This is a genomic window from Paenibacillus sp. P36, from assembly GCF_045866505.1.
Taxonomy (GTDB): domain Bacteria; phylum Bacillota; class Bacilli; order Paenibacillales; family NBRC-103111; genus Paenibacillus_E; species Paenibacillus_E chondroitinus.
The window spans coordinates 5,703,418-5,722,416 of the sequence record NZ_AP038372.1; the positions used below are offsets into that span (position 1 = coordinate 5,703,418).

The 18,999-nt window shown below is 45.1% G+C and carries 15 protein-coding genes; all 15 read right to left on the reverse strand.

Annotated elements, in window-relative coordinates:
* Positions 1-10: 10 nt before the first annotated feature.
* The 15 genes from ACKTT9_RS25795 to ACKTT9_RS25865 all read right to left on the reverse strand — a co-directional run bounded on the left by ACKTT9_RS25795 (position 11) and on the right by ACKTT9_RS25865 (position 18,843).
* Positions 11-1,105 (reverse strand): putative 2-aminoethylphosphonate ABC transporter substrate-binding protein, encoded by a 1,095-nt coding sequence (locus tag ACKTT9_RS25795; RefSeq protein WP_407868135.1) that lies wholly within the window; start codon positions 1,103-1,105, stop codon positions 11-13.
* Positions 1,106-1,470: 365 nt separating this feature from the next.
* Entirely contained in the window at positions 1,471-2,511 is a 1,041-nt protein-coding gene (locus tag ACKTT9_RS25800) for a LacI family DNA-binding transcriptional regulator (RefSeq protein ID WP_407868136.1), read from the reverse strand.
* A 34-nt stretch (positions 2,512-2,545) separates the two neighbouring features.
* Positions 2,546-3,100, reverse strand: coding sequence for an HAD family hydrolase (locus ACKTT9_RS25805; protein ID WP_127450280.1), 555 nt, complete (start codon positions 3,098-3,100; stop codon positions 2,546-2,548).
* A complete protein-coding gene (locus tag ACKTT9_RS25810; RefSeq protein ID WP_407868137.1) occupies positions 3,090-4,115 on the reverse strand; it encodes an ABC transporter ATP-binding protein in 1,026 nt (341 codons plus the stop codon). Before ACKTT9_RS25810 ends, ACKTT9_RS25805 begins: the two co-directional genes overlap by 11 nt.
* 2 nt (positions 4,116-4,117) lie before the next feature.
* The gene (locus ACKTT9_RS25815) at positions 4,118-5,161 is read right to left on the reverse strand and encodes an ABC transporter ATP-binding protein (protein ID WP_407868138.1); all 1,044 of its coding nucleotides are present in this window, start codon (positions 5,159-5,161) and stop codon (positions 4,118-4,120) included.
* 29 nt (positions 5,162-5,190) lie between these two features.
* On the reverse strand, positions 5,191-6,336 hold the full coding sequence (locus ACKTT9_RS25820) for an ABC transporter permease (protein WP_157322108.1): 1,146 nt from the start codon (positions 6,334-6,336) through the stop codon (positions 5,191-5,193).
* Positions 6,337-6,338: 2 nt separating this feature from the next.
* Complete coding sequence (locus ACKTT9_RS25825; RefSeq protein ID WP_407868139.1) at positions 6,339-7,337, reverse strand: ABC transporter permease; 999 nt, start codon at positions 7,335-7,337, stop codon at positions 6,339-6,341.
* A gap of 88 nt (positions 7,338-7,425) precedes the next feature.
* On the reverse strand, positions 7,426-9,399 hold the full coding sequence (locus ACKTT9_RS25830) for an ABC transporter substrate-binding protein (protein ID WP_407868140.1): 1,974 nt from the start codon (positions 9,397-9,399) through the stop codon (positions 7,426-7,428).
* Positions 9,400-9,792: 393 nt separating this feature from the next.
* Positions 9,793-10,767 carry a substrate-binding domain-containing protein gene (locus tag ACKTT9_RS25835; RefSeq protein ID WP_407868141.1) on the reverse strand — a complete coding sequence of 325 codons (975 nt, stop codon included), beginning with the start codon at positions 10,765-10,767 and terminating at the stop codon, positions 9,793-9,795.
* Positions 10,764-12,557: a sensor histidine kinase gene (locus tag ACKTT9_RS25840; RefSeq protein WP_407868142.1), complete on the reverse strand. Its 1,794-nt coding sequence runs from the start codon at positions 12,555-12,557 to the stop codon at positions 10,764-10,766. Before ACKTT9_RS25840 ends, ACKTT9_RS25835 begins: the two co-directional genes overlap by 4 nt.
* A complete protein-coding gene (locus ACKTT9_RS25845) occupies positions 12,550-14,163 on the reverse strand; it encodes a response regulator (RefSeq protein ID WP_407868143.1) in 1,614 nt (537 codons plus the stop codon). The genes ACKTT9_RS25840 and ACKTT9_RS25845 overlap by 8 nt, the downstream gene beginning before the upstream one ends.
* Positions 14,164-14,296: 133 nt before the next feature.
* Positions 14,297-15,304 carry an ABC transporter substrate-binding protein gene (locus ACKTT9_RS25850; protein WP_407868144.1) on the reverse strand — a complete coding sequence of 336 codons (1,008 nt, stop codon included), beginning with the start codon at positions 15,302-15,304 and terminating at the stop codon, positions 14,297-14,299.
* A 67-nt stretch (positions 15,305-15,371) separates the two neighbouring features.
* Positions 15,372-16,370, reverse strand: coding sequence for an ABC transporter permease (locus ACKTT9_RS25855; protein WP_157322117.1), 999 nt, complete (start codon positions 16,368-16,370; stop codon positions 15,372-15,374).
* A gap of 16 nt (positions 16,371-16,386) precedes the next feature.
* Positions 16,387-17,865, reverse strand: a complete 1,479-nt coding sequence (locus ACKTT9_RS25860; RefSeq protein WP_407873112.1) for a sugar ABC transporter ATP-binding protein — start codon at positions 17,863-17,865, stop codon at positions 16,387-16,389.
* A gap of 192 nt (positions 17,866-18,057) precedes the next feature.
* Positions 18,058-18,843 carry a DeoR/GlpR family DNA-binding transcription regulator gene (locus tag ACKTT9_RS25865; protein WP_157322119.1) on the reverse strand — a complete coding sequence of 262 codons (786 nt, stop codon included), beginning with the start codon at positions 18,841-18,843 and terminating at the stop codon, positions 18,058-18,060.
* Positions 18,844-18,999: the final 156 nt, after the last annotated feature.

The window sequence follows — 18,999 nt, forward strand, 5'->3', positions numbered from 1 at the left end:
TGATGGCGGGTTATTTCGGCTCGCTCTTCGTGTTATAACGTTGATCCCATTCAGCCAGAATACTTGCCCGATTCTTCGCAATATCGTTGAGATCATTTTTGATCAATTGTTTCATCGGGTCCACTTTGTAGCCTTCAGGAAGCTGCGAATTGTCGGTTTTGGTAGCCAAGATGGCATAATTTTTGTTGTATTCTTTCATAGCTTCATCTGTAATTGCCCAGTCCAGGAACTGCTGAGAAACTTGTTTAATCGTTTTTTTCTTAATAAGTGCATTGGCTTCTACATCCCACCCGGAGCCTTCCTTCGGGAACACAACCTCGACCGGGGAACCGTTCTTTTTCTCTTGCAAGCCGCGATATCCAAAAGAAATGCCGATTGGGTACTCGCCTGTCCCCGCCAACTTGGCCGGCTTCGACCCGGAGTGAACATACATAGCAACATTGTCATGCAGTTTGTTCATATAGTTCCAAGCCTTATCTTGGCCCTCCAATTGGATCAATCCGGATACCGTCAAGAAGCCTGTGCCTGAGGAAGAGGGGTTAGGCATGGTAATAAGCCCTCTATACTCCGGCTTAATTAAATCGGCGTATGATTCAGGAATTGGCAATTTACGCTTAGCCATCTCTGTTTTGTTGACGATGAAAGCCGTTTCCCAAGCATCGATACCTACCCAATGCGCCGGTGCATTTTTATCTTTAAATTCAGGCAGTATGCGATCTACCCCTTGCGGAGCATAAGGTTCTAACTGATTGTTCTGATCTAGCACCAGTAAGCTTGTTGCCGCTAATCCCCACACAATATCTGCTTGCGGATTATCTTTCTCGGCCAGCAGCTTAGCCGTGATTACCCCCGTCGAATCTCGGACAATGTTAAGTTTAATATCAGGATATTTCTTCTTGTAACTAGCTAGATAGTTCTTGATCGCATCATCTTCCAGTGCCGTATACACCGTCAATTCCTTACTGGTTGAATCTATACTGCTTGTTCCAGCAGGACTTGCGACTGCTCCAGGTGTCGACTCTTGGATGGTTGCGGATTTACCACATGCCGATAATAAAGAAACTAATGCAACCGCAACGACTAAACCTCTAGTTAATTTTTTCATTGTTCCGATTCCTCTCCTGGTTATAATCTGTTCCTTCCGATAGGACACACGCTTCTCTCTACTTTAATTTTGTATGGTCTGGATGCAAAACGCCGTTTTCGCTGATCGACTAACCGATCAATGATCCCCCCCACATCGTTTTCATTCAGTAACAAACATAAAAACAACTTAATTAAATTGATTTTAATTGTTTTTAGTTGTTTTTATAATGGGATTATAAACTTTTCTCTGCGAATGTGTCAATACTTTAATGTCACGAAATATAACATTAACATCACGCAAAGCCACTGAACTATACGGACTAGTCGGAAGATTCCCTACGAATGAATAAAAGGTCTGCCCCCGTTTCGGAGCAGACCTTTTATTCATTTAACCAAGTTTCCCAGCGTGGAGCAAGAATTTCTTTCAACTATTTTACTTTGAATAATGACATTTCTTTGGAAGTCATTAGGCAGCACGCCTAATTGTTTCATTAACAATCTGACGGATTGAGCACCTAATTCCGAAGGCTGCAAATCCATACTGGTTAGAGACGGGTTTGATTGAACCATCATGGAAAGATCACCACAGATAACGAAGACTGAAACATCTTCAGCGACTTTGAGATTAAGATCTTTCATTGCATTGATGGCACTGAAGGCCGCGCGGTCATCATCCGCAATGATCGCGGTTACCCCTTTCCCAAGCTTACCTAAAGTAGTCATCGTTTCCTCGTAGCCATAATCCATGTATACGTTTGAACTTAAATCGGGCTTATGATGGATCATGTGCTCTTCTACGTGAAGATGGTGATCTTCCATCGCTTTGATGAAGCCCTCTTTTCTATCAATGGATACCGTCATTAACTCGTTGGCATTTAAAAACATGATATTCCGGTGACCTTTTTCAATCAAATATTTACAAATATGATAACTAACCGCTTGATTGTCGTTATCCACACTATAAGCATTAAGAACCGTAGAATTCATTACCCTGCCAACCGTTACAAATGGAATATTTTCCGAAGCCAACAGATGTATTCGCTCATCATTGGTAGTTGGTCGCATGACAACAGCCCCATCGATTGGATAACTAGATAAGAAAGGGGTTTGAACCTTTTGCAAAGGAATCATATCAAGCAGCACCCGGTATCCGTAATAAGAAGCTTCGAGTATGACACCATTGATAAATTGCGTATGAAATGCGCTAAATAAGAAGTTACCATGCGGAATTGTTAACCCGATCGCCATCGTTTTCTTCGTCACCAAGCTGCGTGCGATATGATTCGGCACATAATTCAGCTGCTTGGAAATACGTAATACTCGCTCTTTCACTTCATTACTTGTAGGCCTCTTTTGGCTAAAAACATTGGAAACAGTTCCCTTCGAAACTTGAGCTAATTTGGCAACGTCATCTATTTTAGCCATATCCTTATTAACATCCCTTCAGAAAACCATCCATTTATGCTAATTTGTCATTGAGCTGCTCGACTAATTCAATTAACTCTAATGGGTGACTAATTGTATATTGAGGGATTTCGCTTTCGTCTGCGTGCAGCTTCGGATAACGTGGCGTCCAGCTCAAGAAGACACTCGTGATTCCCATTTGGTTAGCCCCTTTGACATCCCTGCTCAAGTTGTTGCCGACCATGACAATACGGTAGCAATCCTGCTCGCTGAGATCCAATGCGCCAATCGCTGCTTTGAACATCCGAGGACTTGGCTTGGAGGCTTTAACCGTCTCTGAATACACCATCGTCGTAAAATAATCGTACAAGCCATTTTGCGTCAAAATATTTTTGAAGGATTGCGCATTGCCGTCGGCTACAATCGCTAATGTATACCCTCGTTCGGCCAGCGTTTTTACCATGACATCGGCTCCTGGAATCACATTAGCTTGAATGACAATATCGTGGTCATCTCTAATTTCAGTGCCTTCATCGATAATGGTGTCGCCGCAATCCAGAAAAACAATCAATTTCTTTGGTGCTGAACTATTCGTCGTATTAGGATTCATGAATGACACCTCTCAGATTTAATTGGTTTGCGTAGTGACACGCAGCAAAATGGTTATTGCCATTGTCCACAGTTTGCAGCTCAGGTTCCTGCTGCACGCATTTGTCCGTTTTATACCTGCATCTTGGGTGAAAATGACAACCGCTTGGAGGATTAGCCGGATTAGGAACTTCCCCTTCCAGAATAATCCGATCCTTCTTCGTATCTGGATCTGGCTCTGGTACGGCTGACAAAAGCGCTTCGGTGTAAGGGTGCATCGGATGGGTAAATAACGAATCAACAGGCGCCAGCTCTACAATTTTACCCAGGTGCATAACCGCGACCCGATCGGATATGTTTTGTACGATAGATAAGTCATGAGAAATGAAGATATAAGTAATTTGAAGCTGCTCTTGCAAATCCTTCAGCAAATTAATAATTTGCGCTTTAATCGAGACATCCAAGGCCGACACCGCTTCGTCGCAGACAATGAGTCTTGGCTGGGAAATGAGAGATCGCGCAATGGCTATCCGCTGCCTTTGTCCCCCAGAGAAGGCGTGAGGATAACGTTTGAGATAACTGACATTTAAACCCGTTTTTTCAGCGATGAACGTCACTTTCTCATCCAATTGCGATTTCGACAACTTGAAATTGGCCAAAAGTGGTTCGGATATAATGTCATACACGCTCATTCTAGGACTGAGAGATGAAAAAGGGTCCTGGAAAATCATTTGAATATCTTTCCGATATTTCTTGAATGCTTTTCCCCTTAATCCCAAAAAGTCGACTTGCTCCTCTCCCTCCGGATGATAGAGAACTTGCCCGGATGTTGCATCCATCCCTCTCACAATACAACGTCCTAATGTCGTTTTACCGCAGCCCGACTCACCAACAATGCTTAATGTCTCTCCTTCCAAAAGCTCAAAAGAAACATTACTCAGCACGCGGATGGAGGAAGGTTTGCTAAACAGCTTATTTTTGGATTTCACCTGAAAATCCTTGTTCAATTGATTTACTTGCAAAATTGGTTTAGACATCCTTATTCTCCCTCACCTTCAGCCTTGTAGAGAAAACATCTCACCATATGGTTATCGGAGACATACGTTTTGGGAACGTTCTGCCTATTGCATACACCCTCGATTCGATCTGAACAGCGCTCGTAGAAACCGCACATCGGCGGCATATTGGTTGCCATGGGAACTGTTCCATCGATGGATTCCAACCTTGCATGCCTGTTTCCGGATAATTTGGGCATGGATTTGAGCAGCCCTTTGGTGTAAGGATGTTTGGGGTTATTGAAAATTTCCTTCACTGTCGACTGTTCGACTATTTTCCCCAAGTACATGACAGCTACTTCATCACACATTTCGGCAATAATCCCAAGATCATGAGTGACCAGCAGGATCGCCATACCAAATTCACGTTGAAGTTCTTTCATAAGCTCCAACACTTGTGCTTGAATCGTGACATCAAGCGCAGTAGTAGGCTCGTCGGCAATTAGCAATTCCGGGTTGCAGGACAAGGCCATTGAAATCATCGCCCGTTGACGCATCCCCCCGGAGAATTCATGCGGAAATTGGTCAAAACGTTTCTCCTGATCCGAGATTCCGACTTTGCCAAGCATTTCAAGCGCGATTTTTTTAGCCTCTTTTTTGTTCTTCGTTCGGTGGATTAATATAGCTTCCATAATCTGATTGCCAATGGTGTACATCGGTGAAAAAGCAGTCATCGGCTCTTGAAAAATCATCGCTATTTTCCTGCCACGAATGGAACGTATTTGTTTACTCCGTGTAGGTAACGATAACAAGTCCAACTGATTTAAAGCCTTCTCCGATTCGGAGTGATACACGATCTTTCCGGTGGTTTCGCACTCTTTGGGATTAATACTAATAATTGCTCTGCTCGTCAAGCTTTTCCCACAGCCAGACTCGCCAACAAGTCCTAGCGTCTTCCCCTTTTTAATGTCAAAGTCAACGCCATCAACGGCCTTCATTTCTCCATTATCCATTTGAATGCGAATCCTGAGATCTTGGACAGACAGAAGGGGGCGTTCAGATTGTGAAACGGTAGCTTGCGATGTCATATTATCCCCTCGCTTTGGACTAGAGTGTATTACTTCTTGTATGGATCGGCAGCATCGCGCAATCCGTCGCCGAGAAAGTTAAAGGTTAAAACCGTCACAATGACAAAACCTAAAGGAATCAGTTTCCAGGGATACAAAGCAACATTCTCAATCTGTTGTGCTTCTTGGAGCAGAACGCCCCAACTCGTAGCAGGCGAGCGTATTCCGAGCCCCAGGAAGCTCATTGCGGTTTCACCAAGAATCATGCCAGGTATGGCTAAGGTCGTTGCCACAACCAAATAGGAAATAAAACCAGGTAACAGATGTCTAATAATGATTTTCGCGTCACTCACGCCGGCAATTTTGGCTGCCAACACATACTCCTCATTTTTCAAAGAGATGAACTTTCCTCTCGCAACCCTGGCTAATTCCGTCCACCCGATAAAGGCGAAAATGATTACAATATACAGATACATCGTAACGATAGGAACTCTGGCAGGAATGGCGGCTGACAATGCCATCCAGAGAGGCAGCGTCGGAAAAGACCTAATAATTTCAATACTCCGCTGTATAATCGAGTCTAGCCAACCTCCGAAATAACCGGACACCCCTCCGATAAATAATCCCAAAACGAAGCTTATTGATACGCCGATGAGAGGAATGCTTAATGAAACTTGGCTCCCCAGAAATACACGGGAAAGTAAATCCCTGCCCATACCATCCGTACCGAATAAAAAGATACGTCCCGGCGCATCGACGCCAAATAGATGAATATTTGTAGAAAACAGTCCTAAAAACCTGTAGGTTTCACCTTCTACAAAGAAACGAACAGGGTGACGAACGTTCTCGTCCTGCACAAATATTTTACGGAGTGTCACAGGATCTCTTCCTGATTTCAGCTCATTCACGAACGGTCTCAAATGGAACTGGCCATCTGCGTCCTTAAAGCTCACTTTCACTGGTGGAGCGTTCACGTATTTACTGTCATAACTTTGCAAACCATAAGGCGCAATAAACTGTGCAAATAGGGCCGCTACATAAAAGCATGCAAGAATCGCTAGGCTAATCCGGGCCAATTTATGCTTTTTTAAACGACGATACATGAGCCTCCATTGTGAGCTGTGGGAAAGATCACTTTTGGGAGCTTCTTTTATTGGCGTTATCTTCTGTCTTCCGATAATTGGAATCGTTTTCATGGTCACATACCTCTGAACTCTGTGCGAATTTTTGGATCGAGCCATGCCAATAAAATATCTGAAATCAATGTTCCCAGAACCGTCAAAACAGCCATAAATAACAGCCATGTACCCGCCAAGTACATATCCTGCGCTAAGAGAGCGTTATACATGACCGGCCCTTGGATGGGAAGATTGAGAACAATCGCCGTAATCGTAGAACCTGTAAATATTGAGGTCAGTGACCAACCAATTGTGCTCACGATCGGATTCATAGCTGCGCGCGTCGGATATTTGATTAATATTTTTGTTTCCGATAAGCCCTTTGCTCTCGCCGTCACCACATTCGGCTTATTCAATTCGTCCAGCATCTGGCCTCTCATAACTCGAATCAATTCTGCCGTATTCGCTAAACCAATGACGATAACAGGAATGATCATATGCTTGAGTAAATCCAATACCTTATCGAACGACCAGCCTGCATGAACGAACTCACTGGAAAAGAGACCTAATAAGGGATCGCCAAAGTAAACATACGACAAATACATTAAGATAATGGCCATCAAGAAATGCGGCGTTGCCATGCCAAGAAAGCCAACAGCCGAAAAGATATAATCACCAATCGAATATTGCTTTACGGCGCAGTAAATGCCGATCGGAACCGCTACTGCGTATGTGAATGCCATCGTCACCAAAGAGACGACAATCGTTAACCCCATATATTGCGAGATAACCGTAGTAACCGGCTTGTTATAGCTGAAAGAATAACCGAAGTCGAAGTTCGTTATCATATTGCTCATCCAAGCCAAATATTGAAAAAACCAGGGCTGGTCTAATTTCAAACTTGCTCGCATTGCAGCTATATCGGCTTCTGACATGACATCACCGGCAACCGACATCTTAGCCGCATAAGTCGACACATAGTCACCTGGCGGAAGCTGAATAATGTAGAAAACAATCATGGAGATAAAGAAAATAACCGGTATAACCAAGACGATTCTTTTTAAAATGTAGTGAAGCATCTCTACCCTATCCTCTCCGTTTAATTCAAGAATACCGCTAAACGATACAGGGGGATTCGGGATCCCCCCTATTTCGTCAAGAGCTTATTTATGGTTTGATAAAAAATTGCGCGGGATGACCGTGCCCTAAGCTGCGGAATTCATCGGAATAGACTAAGTCTTTGGGTACGTTGCCCATTTTATTGGAAGCTACTACAAGGCGAGGTGTAGGACCGGCGTAACCGATAATCCATTGATTTTTCTGATGCAGCTTCACAATCTCATTGCTCCACTTCTCGATCTCCTCTTTACTTGTTGACGCTTTAACTTTGTTCCAGTAATCGAGAATTAAAGCTACGTCGCCTTCCGGTTTGACACCTTCTTTGCCATTGGAAGACGAATACAACCCGTAATGCCCATACCAAGGCGTCAACACCCTCAGAGGAACGAGCGTATCCGGACGGAAAGCTACGTTAACCAGTGAGATATTTTCAGTCGTCGCAGGAATTTTGTTAGCATATTTGAGTTCCTGATGAGTTCCTTGATCCACAACTTTAAGGTCTACTTTAATGCCCACTGCCTCATAATACTTTTTGACAAGTTCCAGGAAACTTGCTGTACTCGTACTGCCTTCAATGATCGTAATAGTTAAATCAGAACCATCTGCATTGAGCCGGAAATTATTCTTATCGCGTTTGGTCAAGCCAATCTCATCCAGCAGCTGATTAGCTCGATTTACATCGAACTTACTCCACTGATCTGCCCATCCTGCTTGGTAGCCAACCAGCCCTTCAGGAACCGATGCCTGCTGAGGAGCGCCCAAGCCATTCGTTACGATTTCCGAAATCTCTTTCCGATCTACTGCAACCGACAGTGCCTCTCTAAATCTAATATCCTGAAACAGCTTGCGCAGATTCGGATCTGCAATCGTCTGATTCAACTGCAGGCCAGCGCTCGACCAATTTGGCGTCGTCCAAGACATAACGCGGAACCCTGCTTTTTTCTCATTTTCCTTGAGCACAGTGAAGTCTTTAAAATCGAAGTCAAGCAAATTGTAATCTCCAGCGAGCGCACCTAGAATACGTTGAGCAGGATCCTGTACTTTGGTAGCAACGATACGATCCATATACGGAAGCTGATTACCCTCTTTGTCCGTTTTCCAGTAATAGGGGTTACGTTCCATAATAAACTGATCGCTGTTGGGGTCATTTTTGGCCACCCAAGCCCGCAATGTCGGGATTTGCGGATTAACCCAATAATAGTAGCCTGTTGCGACTAAGAATGTTTTTACGTCTTCGAAGCCCCATTTTTTCGCAATCTCAAGTGCCTTCTCTTGACCTACAAATTCAGGGAGTATCGTTTTTTGGAAGTGCGCCGGCGCGAAGAACCATTTGTTGTCTATCGCAACACGTTCGAGGAATTGTACGCTTGGATACTTATGTACAACCTTAAACGTGTAGTCGTCTACCTTCGTAACCGTCGCCAAAGCCTTCTCTCCGGATACAGGGTCTACGGAATAATAAGCGTCATATATTTTTTTACCAAATGTTTCTTTGGTCAGCATGTGCTCCCAGTAAAACAGCACGTCATCGGCGGTAAACGGCACCCCGTCCGACCATTTCATACCTTTTCTTAAATGAATCGTAAATTCTGTAGAATCTTTGTTGACCTCATAACTTTTGGCCACATTAGGTTCAATCGTGCTTCCATCTTTTTTAAAACGAAACAGAGCTTCCTCAGTAGGCTGGCCTACTGTCCACCGGTCATTCGGTCCGGTCCATGGCATCTTCCAATCTCCACCGTATTTGCCGATTTCCTCGGATACGGTTTCGACCATGATATCTTCCTTGGCAGGCATACGCTCAGCCACTGGCTTTAACGTACCTGCGCTCACTAGCTTAGTCAGCATAGGAGCTTCTTTGAATCCGTCTGTCTTTGCAGGAGCGGGTGCTACGGGAGCCGTCGTTGCCTCTTTAACAGATGAGCTTGCCATTGGACTAACTTCGCTTGCACTCTCGCAGGCAGCAAAAACAACAGCGAACACCATCAGCATCATGCCCATAAATATGCGATTCGTTTTCAAACTTATCCCCTCCATCTTTCATCTGGTACTTCAATCTTCCTCATCACGAACTGGAAATTGGTTCCCTTCCACCCCCTAGATAGATTCAAGCTTAAACCGGTTTAAGTATGCGGAGATCAGGGAAAGCGCTTTCTTTAAAAAGCATTAAAAAAGCGATAAACAACAAATTAAACCGGTTTAACAACGTACATAACAATCGGGTAATCTCCTCTTTTGAGTGGAATTAAACGTATGATATGGATTTTGTTAAACCGATTTAATCGTGGTCGCTCGCAATGTAAGCGCTTAACTATTATCTGTATCGTACCGTGTAATATTGGAAAATGCAACAACTTTTTTTGGAAGAATTTGGTGTCAAATGCTGTCGAAAAGAAAAAATCCTGAAGGCATCCACTAAGGACGCTTATCCAGGATTGGAAAAAGCAGCTTCTGATTCGGTTTCGTATACATGTTCGTTTTCCAGATAACCTCCGCCCCCGTATCGATCCTTCCTTCCACCTTCTGCCCATTGCTCAATTGAACCGCCGTCTTCAATGCCACATAGCCCATATTGAACGGCTTCTGGACGACCATTGCCTGAATGATTTCCTCTTCCAGGAAACCGATTTCCTCCATGGAACTGTCGAAGCCAATCAGCTTGATCTCTCCTGGCTTCTTCCAATCGTGAAGCGCTTTGGCCGCGCCAAGGGTCGAAGGCTCATTTAATCCGACTATTCCTTGCAAATTCGGGTAATCCTTCAGCAGCTGCATCGTAATGTCGTAAGCTTTTTCCGAAGATCCCTCGCTGTAGTAGGTGTTCAGAATTTGGAAGCCCGTGTCCCTCTGTATGGCAGAGCGAAGGCCGTTTTCTCTTTCAATGGAAGTAGATGACCCTTTAATGAAATTTATAATGGCTACTTGCCCGCGATTCGGCAATGTCTGGATCAGCGCTTCACCCGCTTTTTTACCCGCTTCCACATTATCGGTGGCGATAAACGACTTGGAAATGCCCCCCTTGAGACCAGAGTCCACAGTAATTAAGGGAATGCCGGCTTTTACAATTTCGTGCGCAATAGGCACCGTTCGCTCAAAATCTAAAGCGGACAAGACAATTGCCTTCGGCTTCATCGCTATGACTTCGCGCAGCAACCGAATTTGACCATCGACATCTTTTTCCGTGTCTGTGCCGACAACCTTCACTGTGCTCCCCATCTCTGCGGCAGCGGCATTGACGCCTTGCTCGACAACCTGCCAAAACTCAATTTGCTTATCAATCGTCTTGGGCACAAAAACGATGGGCTGATTATTTTTACCTGCCGCTTTTAAACCATACACATAAACAACCATTGATAGGATCGCTATGACAATTAAAAGTAACCAACGCTTCATTCGTCTTTCACCTCCAACTCGGAGCAAGGAATTCGCAATGTGACTGTCGTCCCTTCTTCCGGTTCACTTTCGAAAGACAAGCCATACGCTGTACCATAGAACAGCTGAATACGATGATGCACATTCCAAACCCCTAGCCCCTGATCCTTGGAAGATTCGGAATCTGGTCCTAGTCCCGCTCCCGCTCCCAGCAAGCCTTGCAGCTTGGCTTTATCCATACCTAACCCGTTATCGCTTACCGTAATTTGGATGACGCCGTCAACCAACCGCCCTTCAATGCGGATATGCCCCCGTTCTTCCATGCGCCTGATGCCATGGTAAATCGCATTTTCCACGAGCGGTTGAAGCATTATCCTAAGCATACGGCAGCTTTGCAGTTCGGGTTCTACCTCAATCGCATACGAAAATTTATTGGTGTATCGCATGGATTGCACCGTGAGATAGTTAGCCAAGTGCTCCATTTCCATGGATACGGAAACTTCTTGCTCCCCTTTGCCTATGCTGTAACGCAGCATTTTGGAGAGGGCCATGGTCATTTTCACGACTTCTCTCATTTTGTTTGTTTCCGCCATCCAAATGATCGATTCCAGCGTGTTATACAAGAAATGCGGGTTGATCTGGGATTGGAGCGCTTTGATTTCACTTGTCCGAAGCAGCGCCTCTTCATGAACGATCTGTTTCATGAGATCCTTTATTTTGACCAGCATGACATTGAAGCTTCTCGCTAATTTCCCAATCTCATCGGCTTGCGTGATATCAGCCCGAATGTCAAAGTTGCCCTGTTCCACCTGCTTCATATTCGCTTCCAGCTTCTTGATCGGTCTACTGAGTGTAAACGATAGCACGATTGAAATACCCAGCGCGATGATCAAACAGACGCTGCCCCATAGAACCGTTGACAGCTGCATCTTTTTTTTATTGCCAACCAGCTCTTCGGGATACGTGACACCAACAATTTTCCAACCAAAATTCGTCGTTCGGATCGATAAGATTTTTTCATGATCATTTTCTTTCAAGGATAACTGCCCGTCTCCCGAGGCCAGAATCGCTTCAATAGGTTCACTTTTCAAATTCGTATGGATGATCTGCTGCTGAGGGTGATAAACGAGGTCTCCTTCGGAATTGACAATAAACACATACCCTCTCTTGCCTAGTTGAATATGGCTGCAGAGGTCATTAATGATCGTGTAATTCAAATCGATCAGCAGCACGCCGGTCTTGTTGATTCGATCGTCGCCCCGAAACTGCTGGCTCATGGAGATGACCCATGGATATTCGTTGCGATAGACGTGTTCAACTTCCGAGGAAGAAATATAGATGGCGTCATTTTTCGCTTTCGTATACCAATCCTGCGCAATTAACTCCGGATAACTCTTCAGGGCGCTCTGCTCCCGGTCGGAGATGACAGCTCCATTGGAGCCTATAAAAAGAATGGCACTAATGTCATTTCTGGATTGAACGATGACTTGCAGGGAGCTTTCAATCGCGTTGACCAGGCTTTGTCCGACTTCTGAATGTGGATCCGTCATCGTCAAATACTGCCTGATTTGCCCATTGTTATACAGCAGGGACGAAATACTTTTCATATTGTCAATGTATGTCTCAATGGTCGTCCCAACCTGATTGATCAGCTCATTCGTATACTGCACGGAGTTTTCCGTAACCGAGTCCGACGACTGGCGGTATGTGTTGTAGCTCAGAATAAGCGTTGTGCCTATGATCAAACAGGAGAAAGCGACAGCTATGCTCGTGTGAATGCTTTTAAATCTAAAGAAACGCCTCTTATTCAAGAGAGCTCCCCTCTCTGCTTGCTGATCTATATTCTTTGGGCGTCATCCCATGATGCCGTTTAAAAATCACGCTGAAATACTGCGGGTCGCTGTATCCAATTTTCGCGGCAATTTCATAGGCTTTCAAATTCGTCTCAGTTAAAAGCTCCTTCGCTTTGGCAAGGCGTATCCATGTGACATATTCAATGAAGGACTGGCCTTTCTTTTGCTTGAACAGCCCGCTGAAATAATTCATGCTCATGTAGACGTGTTGGGCCACTTCATTCAGCGATAAGTTCTCATTCTGATAGTTTTCCAGAATATACACTTCAGACCGGATCAACAAAGAGTCTACATCTTGCGCCATTTTCATCATGACCTGTTCAAACAACTGCAGACATAACAACTCCAGCCACCCTTTTATTTCATCTAAGGTTTTGTAGGCTCGAACCTGTCCGAGAATATCCGCAGCCTCCAGGGCGTCATGACCGGAGTCCTCAAATACTTGAATGATGGCTACAAGAAGCCTCTGCACATAAATGTAACAGCGATCTACCGAGGATTGCGAAGCACGCAGTTCATGCATCCAGTCATTCAAGAGCCTGGCGAAAAGTTCTTTATTCCCCGTCTTCAACGCTGCGATCAGTTTGCGCTCCCATTCTGCATGATGCACCTGCAATTTGCCTTTCCCATGCACGATATCTTCAATGGAAATAATTTTATTTTTGCCGACCATAAACCGATAATCGAGCGCCGAACCCGCTTCGGAATACGATTTGGACAGCTCCTCCATCGTTCGGTACGGTCTGCCAATCCCAATCGAAACGCGAACTCTCACATACTTTTCTATGCACTGCAGGGCTTGCTCTGCGTATTTCTGGACAGCCAGAATCAAATAAGGCATTTCCCCTGAGAAAATGATGCCGATTCGCTCGTCTCTCGTCCGAAAGACAATACCGCCTTGCTCTAACTCAAAAATTTCGTGAACAATATTATACACGGCAAACCGCAGTAATTCGGTCTCCGAGCTTATTTTCGTAACCATTGGGTACATAAACTCTTCCACGTCTAACGTTGCCGCCATATAGTGAGGCCCTGGGAGTGACAAATGAAACAAGGCAAATTTGTTCAGAATCTCCTCTTTCTTCACTTCACTGGTGACCATGCGTTCTAAAAATTGCTCACGCAATAAAGGCATGCTCATATTTAGTTGGCTTTGCAGCCTGGACAGATCTTCATTCCTTAACCGTTTCTCATCCAGCTCTTTTCTCAAATGCTGTAAAATACCCGTAAATTCGTGATGGCCAACGGGTTTCATCACATATTCATAAACCTTCAGTTTAACGGCCTGCTTGGCGTATTCGAATTCTCCGAACCCCGTCATAATAATGACGGTAATATCCCGGTAACGATCAGCAATGGCCGCGGCAAGCGCCAGCCCATCCATGTGAGGCATCGAAATATCCGTAATAATCACATCCGGCACCCGGATGTCAAGGGAATCCAAGGCCTCTCTCCCATCACCATAAGAACCAATTAACTCGAAGCCATTGGCCTCCCAATCCATTTTCTCACGAATACTTTCCCGTACAGCCTCTTCGTCATCAACTATGATCAGGGTATACACCTTACCACCTCAGGTTTAACAAATTCGCTCTGAACCTCAACTCTATTCGAGAATAGCGCTTACATTTCCTGTAGAGGTCTGGAATTTCTTTTTGAGAAAGAGGTTGCCCGCTTAAGAGCAACCTCCTCTAAACTTAGTTATACAGCAATGCTTTAATTTCAGCAGAGTCAATGTTTGTTTTATCATACCAGTGGAATCCTGTATCGATGGTCTTCTCTACTTTTTCGCCTTTGCTCGCCATGACCGCCGCCTTAACGGACCAATAACCGATTCCGATCGGGTCTTGAGTAATGGCGCCAGCCATTTTGCCGCTCTTAATGGCGTCAATTTGCGCTTTGCCCGAGTCATAGCCGATAATGACAAGCTTATCGTTTTTGAGCTCCGTCACCGCGTTGACGACACCAATCGCCGAGCCTTCATTGGCTCCAAAAATACCTTTCAAGTTCGGGTGCCCTTGAATGATCGCCTTGGCCAAATCGGTTGATTTCAATTGGTCGCCGCCGCCATATTGAATATCAACGATTTTGATGTTCGGATGCTTCGCTTTCATCTGGTCGACGAAGCCGTCTCTGCGATCAACGCCGGTGCGGCTCGTTTGGTCATGCACAACAAGCGCAACTTCACCGGCATCGCCAATCTTCTCCGCCATTTTGTCAGCGGCGAGCGCTGCGGCTTTCTTGTTATCCGTCGCCGCTGTCGTGACGGGAATGTCGCTGTCTACGCCGGAATCGAAGCCGATAACCGGAATATTCGCGGACTTCGCTTTTTGCAGAAGCGAAACGGATGCTTTGCTGTCCAGCGCTGCGAAGGCAATGGCGGTTGGCTTTTTATCCAGCGCAGCTTGCAGCATTTCAATCTGTTTATCGACCTGCGCTTCGGTTTCCGGGCCTTCGAACGTAATATTCACGTCGAATTCTTTTGCGGCTTTTTCTGCTCCTTGCTTGACCGCTTGCCAGAATTGGTGCTGAAAACCTTTGGAAATCACAGGAATGTAAGGTTTTGAAGCGTTCGAAGAAGCAGGCTTGGCTGAAGATGATGTTGTTGTGCTGGAGGTTGAGCTTGAGCCGCAAGCAGCGAGAAGAGATGCAGAAAGTGTAAGCGCAGCGGTGACCATGACAACTTTACTCATTTTGTTTTTCATTTTGTCGTCTCCCTTTTACTTGGAATTTGGTATATGAATTCTTACAAAGAAGGAACACCTAAAGTCATTACCTCGCCTTGCGCCGACGCAGAATGTCTGCATACACCGCAAGCAAAACCACAATACCCACGATAACTGTTTGCCATTCTTGAGGAACGGACAAGATCCTTAACCCATTGGTCATGACACTCATAATCAAGGCCCCGATCACGGTTCCCAAGATAGATCCCTGGCCTCCGCTTAACGACGTGCCCCCGATGACGACGGCGGCGATGGCTTCCAACTCATACCCCATCCCAAGCGCAGGTTGAGCGGAGTCAAGTCTCGAAGCAATCATGACCCCCGCAATCCCGCTAAATAAACCGGTTAATACGTAGATGGCAATTTTCCAGAAACGGATGTTTACGCCGGATAGCCGCGTTGCTTCCTCATTGCTGCCTAATGCAAAGTTATAACGTCCAATCACCGTTTTCGTCAGCACCAAGCTTGAAACAATGGCAAGGCCGAAAAAGATCAGAATCGCATTCGGAACCGCAAAGCCGGGAATCACCTTTTCCAACGCGGTGCCCATTACAATTTCACGAAAAGCAGGCGTTTCATTAAAGTAAATCGGTTTCGCATGCGAAATCACAAGTGACAAGCCTTTCGTCATCATCATGACGGCCAGTGTCGCAATAAACGGTGGAATATTCATCTTCGCTACCGCAAAACCGCTGAACAATCCGCATAGGACGCCAGTCAAAATTCCTGCCAGAATGCCAATGGGAATCGGCAAATGCCAGTTCGTTATGAACACGCCGGTCATCACAGCCGAGAAAGTCATGACCGTGCCGACGCTGAGATCAATGCCGCCTGCAATAATAACGAACGTTGAGCCTAACGCCAGGACACCGATGACAGCCGTTGATAGAAGAATCCCGACGATATTCGTGAATTGCAAGAAATTGCTGGAGGAGAGCGAGAAAATAATAACTAAGAGCGCCAAGCTGGCGAAAGCTAACAATTTCTGTGTAGCGGCTGTCTTTGGAAGCATAGGCTTTGAAGATTTCAAGCTGCTTAATTGCATGAATGTCCATCCTTTCTTAATTGCGGCTTGTTGCTAATTTCATAATCTCTTCTTGGTTGGCCAGATCCCCTGGAAGCTCACCGGTAATTCGGCCTTCACACATCACCAGCACACGATGGCTTAAACGCAAAATTTCGGGCAGCTCGGAGGAAATCATCAAAATCGCCTTTCCTTGCTTGGCTAAATCCTCTAACAGTGCATAAATCTCCGATTTTGCCCCCACATCAATCCCTCTTGTCGGCTCATCAAAGATAAGAATCTGGCAATCGCGATGCAACCATTTCCCGATGACGACCTTTTGCTGATTGCCTCCTGACAGAAACTTCGCTTTCTGCTGCACACTAGGCGTTTTTATTTTCAGAGACTCTACATATTGGCCCGATACTTGTTCAATGCGACCATCCTTCATCCACCCGATGCGGTTGCGGAATTTCTTCAAAGAGGGCAGCGCAATGTTGGCCCCCACCTCCATATCCACGACAAGTCCATATCGCTTGCGGTCCTCGGAGAGATACCCGATCCCGTGTTTCACCGCGTCATGCGTTCCGCGAATATTCACTTTTTTCCCATGTACATAGACTTCTCCAGTATCCATACGATCGGCTCCAAAAATCGCTCGCGCCATCTCCGTTCGGCCTGCTCCCATTAAACCGGCAACGCCCACGATCTCACCGGCATTCACAGTAAAATGAATATCTTTGAAGGCATTCCCTCGACTTAGATTTTCGACTTTCAAAACCGTATCCTGCGATCCGACTTGCCAGCTTGGCCGTTTCTCAACTACGATTTCCCTTCCAACCATCATCGAAATGATCGCATTCATGGATGTTTCTTGCGTCTTCACAGTCGTAATGTAACGCCCGTCCCGCATGACCGTTATTCGGTCGCTAATTCTTCTTAACTCTTCCATGCGATGGGAAATATAAACAATACCTACACCGTTATGCCGCAGCTTCTCAATCATCCGGAACAGCTCGTTTATTTCCGCTTCCGTCAGCGCCGCAGTCGGTTCATCCATGATGAGCACCTCGGAATGGAAGGACAGCGCCTTGGCGATCTCAATCATTTGCTGCTTGGCGACGCTCAGCTCCGATATTTTCATACGCGGATCCAAGTTCAGGTTCAGCTGTTCCAAAAGCGCCTTCGTGTCATCATTCATTTTCTTTTCATCTAAAAGAAATCGCAGTTTCTTCCGCGGCTCCCGCCCAATGAACATATTCTGAGCGATTGTCAAATCAGGTATCAAATTGAGCTCTTGATGAATGATGCTGATACCTAGTTGTTGAGCGGTTTTGGTATCCGGAATCTGAACCTCCTTCCCTTTCAACAGGAGGCGTCCGCCGTCTTTCTGATAGATGCCTGTCAGGATCTTCATCATGGTCGACTTTCCTGCACCATTCTCACCAACCAAAGCATGAACCTCACCTGGGATTAGTTCAAATTGGCAGCCGGAAAGCGCCTGTACGCCGGGGAAATGCTTATCAATACCTTCCATTTGTACAAGTGGATGTATCACTTTGGTTGTTCACCTCAATATCGTTTACTGCTTTCATCTTATCTGTAAACGCTTCAATTGAGAGTGGAGTATTTTCATAAAAAAGTCGAAAAATTACCGATAAATGGTTCTAAGAAATACAAAAAAGCACCCAAGGCCGCTGCCTCAGATGCTTCTCTCACTACCTATTTTTTATTCTGCCTGAATCCAGGTAATATCTTTTTGTACTAACTGTTCTTTCCACTCTTTAGGAGCGTCCACATTGCTGACGATAATATCGATCTTGTTCAAGTCCGCAATTTTGTAAAATTGTACTTGCCCAAATTTCGAGTTGTCCGTTACCACAACGCTAATCTTCGATTGGTCAATTAATTTTCTGGCAAATTGTCCGCGATCTTCATCGAAAGCCGTGATCCCTTTGTCCAACATAATGCCGTCAATCGAAATAAAAGCTTTATCCACATAAAAGTTCTCGATCATTTTTTCAGCCATAGAGCCGACAACACGAGACTGTAATGAACTTACTTTCCCTCCGATGAAGAAGATGTCGCCGGAAAGGAGTTCCTTGTTCTTGTAATCAATGAGCAGGTAAAGAGCAGGAACTGAATTTGTAAGTACTGTTATATTTTTCTTATTAAGCAAATAATCAATGATGTGCAAAGTCGTTGATCCATCATCGATGAAAATAACCTCGTTATCTTCCACTAATGTAGCTGCAGAACGGCCGATGATTCGTTTTTCTTCCGCATGCAAAACTTCTCTCTTCAGATGGGAGGGTTCCTCACGGGAGAGATTGATTTTCACAGCGCCGCCATATACCCGCTTCAATTTGTTTTCTTCTTCCAATTCCTCCAGATATCTGCGAATCGTTTCAGAAGATACATTCAGATTGTCAACCAGGTCCGTCGTTTTTACTTTCCCCTCAAGGTTAAGCAGGTTTAGTATATAGTCTTTGCGTTCTTCTCCAATTAATGACATGATTCCCTTCCTCCTGAATAACTGTGATTGTCCTTCCTAATTATATGGCTTTACGTATCGTTTGCCTATCTGTATTTAAAAAAATAACAGGAAGGGTAAGCGGTAACCCTACAGACATGATATCAGACAGTCTACCAGAAATTCCAAGCAATTAAA

Excerpts from the sequence above, each read along its gene's own strand:
- ACKTT9_RS25800 (WP_407868136.1), bottom strand. The coding sequence starts at position 2,511 with ATGGCTAAAATAGATGACGTTGCCAAATTAGCTCAAGTTTCGAAGGGA.
- ACKTT9_RS25815 (WP_407868138.1), bottom strand. The coding sequence starts at position 5,161 with ATGACATCGCAAGCTACCGTTTCACAATCTGAACGCCCCCTTCTGTCT.
- ACKTT9_RS25810 (WP_407868137.1), bottom strand. The coding sequence starts at position 4,115 with ATGTCTAAACCAATTTTGCAAGTAAATCAATTGAACAAGGATTTTCAG.
- ACKTT9_RS25855 (WP_157322117.1), bottom strand. The coding sequence starts at position 16,370 with ATGCAATTAAGCAGCTTGAAATCTTCAAAGCCTATGCTTCCAAAGACA.
- ACKTT9_RS25850 (WP_407868144.1), bottom strand. The coding sequence starts at position 15,304 with ATGAAAAACAAAATGAGTAAAGTTGTCATGGTCACCGCTGCGCTTACA.
- ACKTT9_RS25835 (WP_407868141.1), bottom strand. The coding sequence starts at position 10,767 with ATGAAGCGTTGGTTACTTTTAATTGTCATAGCGATCCTATCAATGGTT.
- ACKTT9_RS25865 (WP_157322119.1), bottom strand. The coding sequence starts at position 18,843 with ATGTCATTAATTGGAGAAGAACGCAAAGACTATATACTAAACCTGCTT.
- ACKTT9_RS25825 (WP_407868139.1), bottom strand. The coding sequence starts at position 7,337 with ATGCTTCACTACATTTTAAAAAGAATCGTCTTGGTTATACCGGTTATT.
- ACKTT9_RS25860 (WP_407873112.1), bottom strand. The coding sequence starts at position 17,865 with ATGGAAGGTATTGATAAGCATTTCCCCGGCGTACAGGCGCTTTCCGGC.
- ACKTT9_RS25795 (WP_407868135.1), bottom strand. The coding sequence starts at position 1,105 with ATGAAAAAATTAACTAGAGGTTTAGTCGTTGCGGTTGCATTAGTTTCT.
- ACKTT9_RS25805 (WP_127450280.1), bottom strand. The coding sequence starts at position 3,100 with ATGAATCCTAATACGACGAATAGTTCAGCACCAAAGAAATTGATTGTT.
- ACKTT9_RS25820 (WP_157322108.1), bottom strand. The coding sequence starts at position 6,336 with ATGAAAACGATTCCAATTATCGGAAGACAGAAGATAACGCCAATAAAA.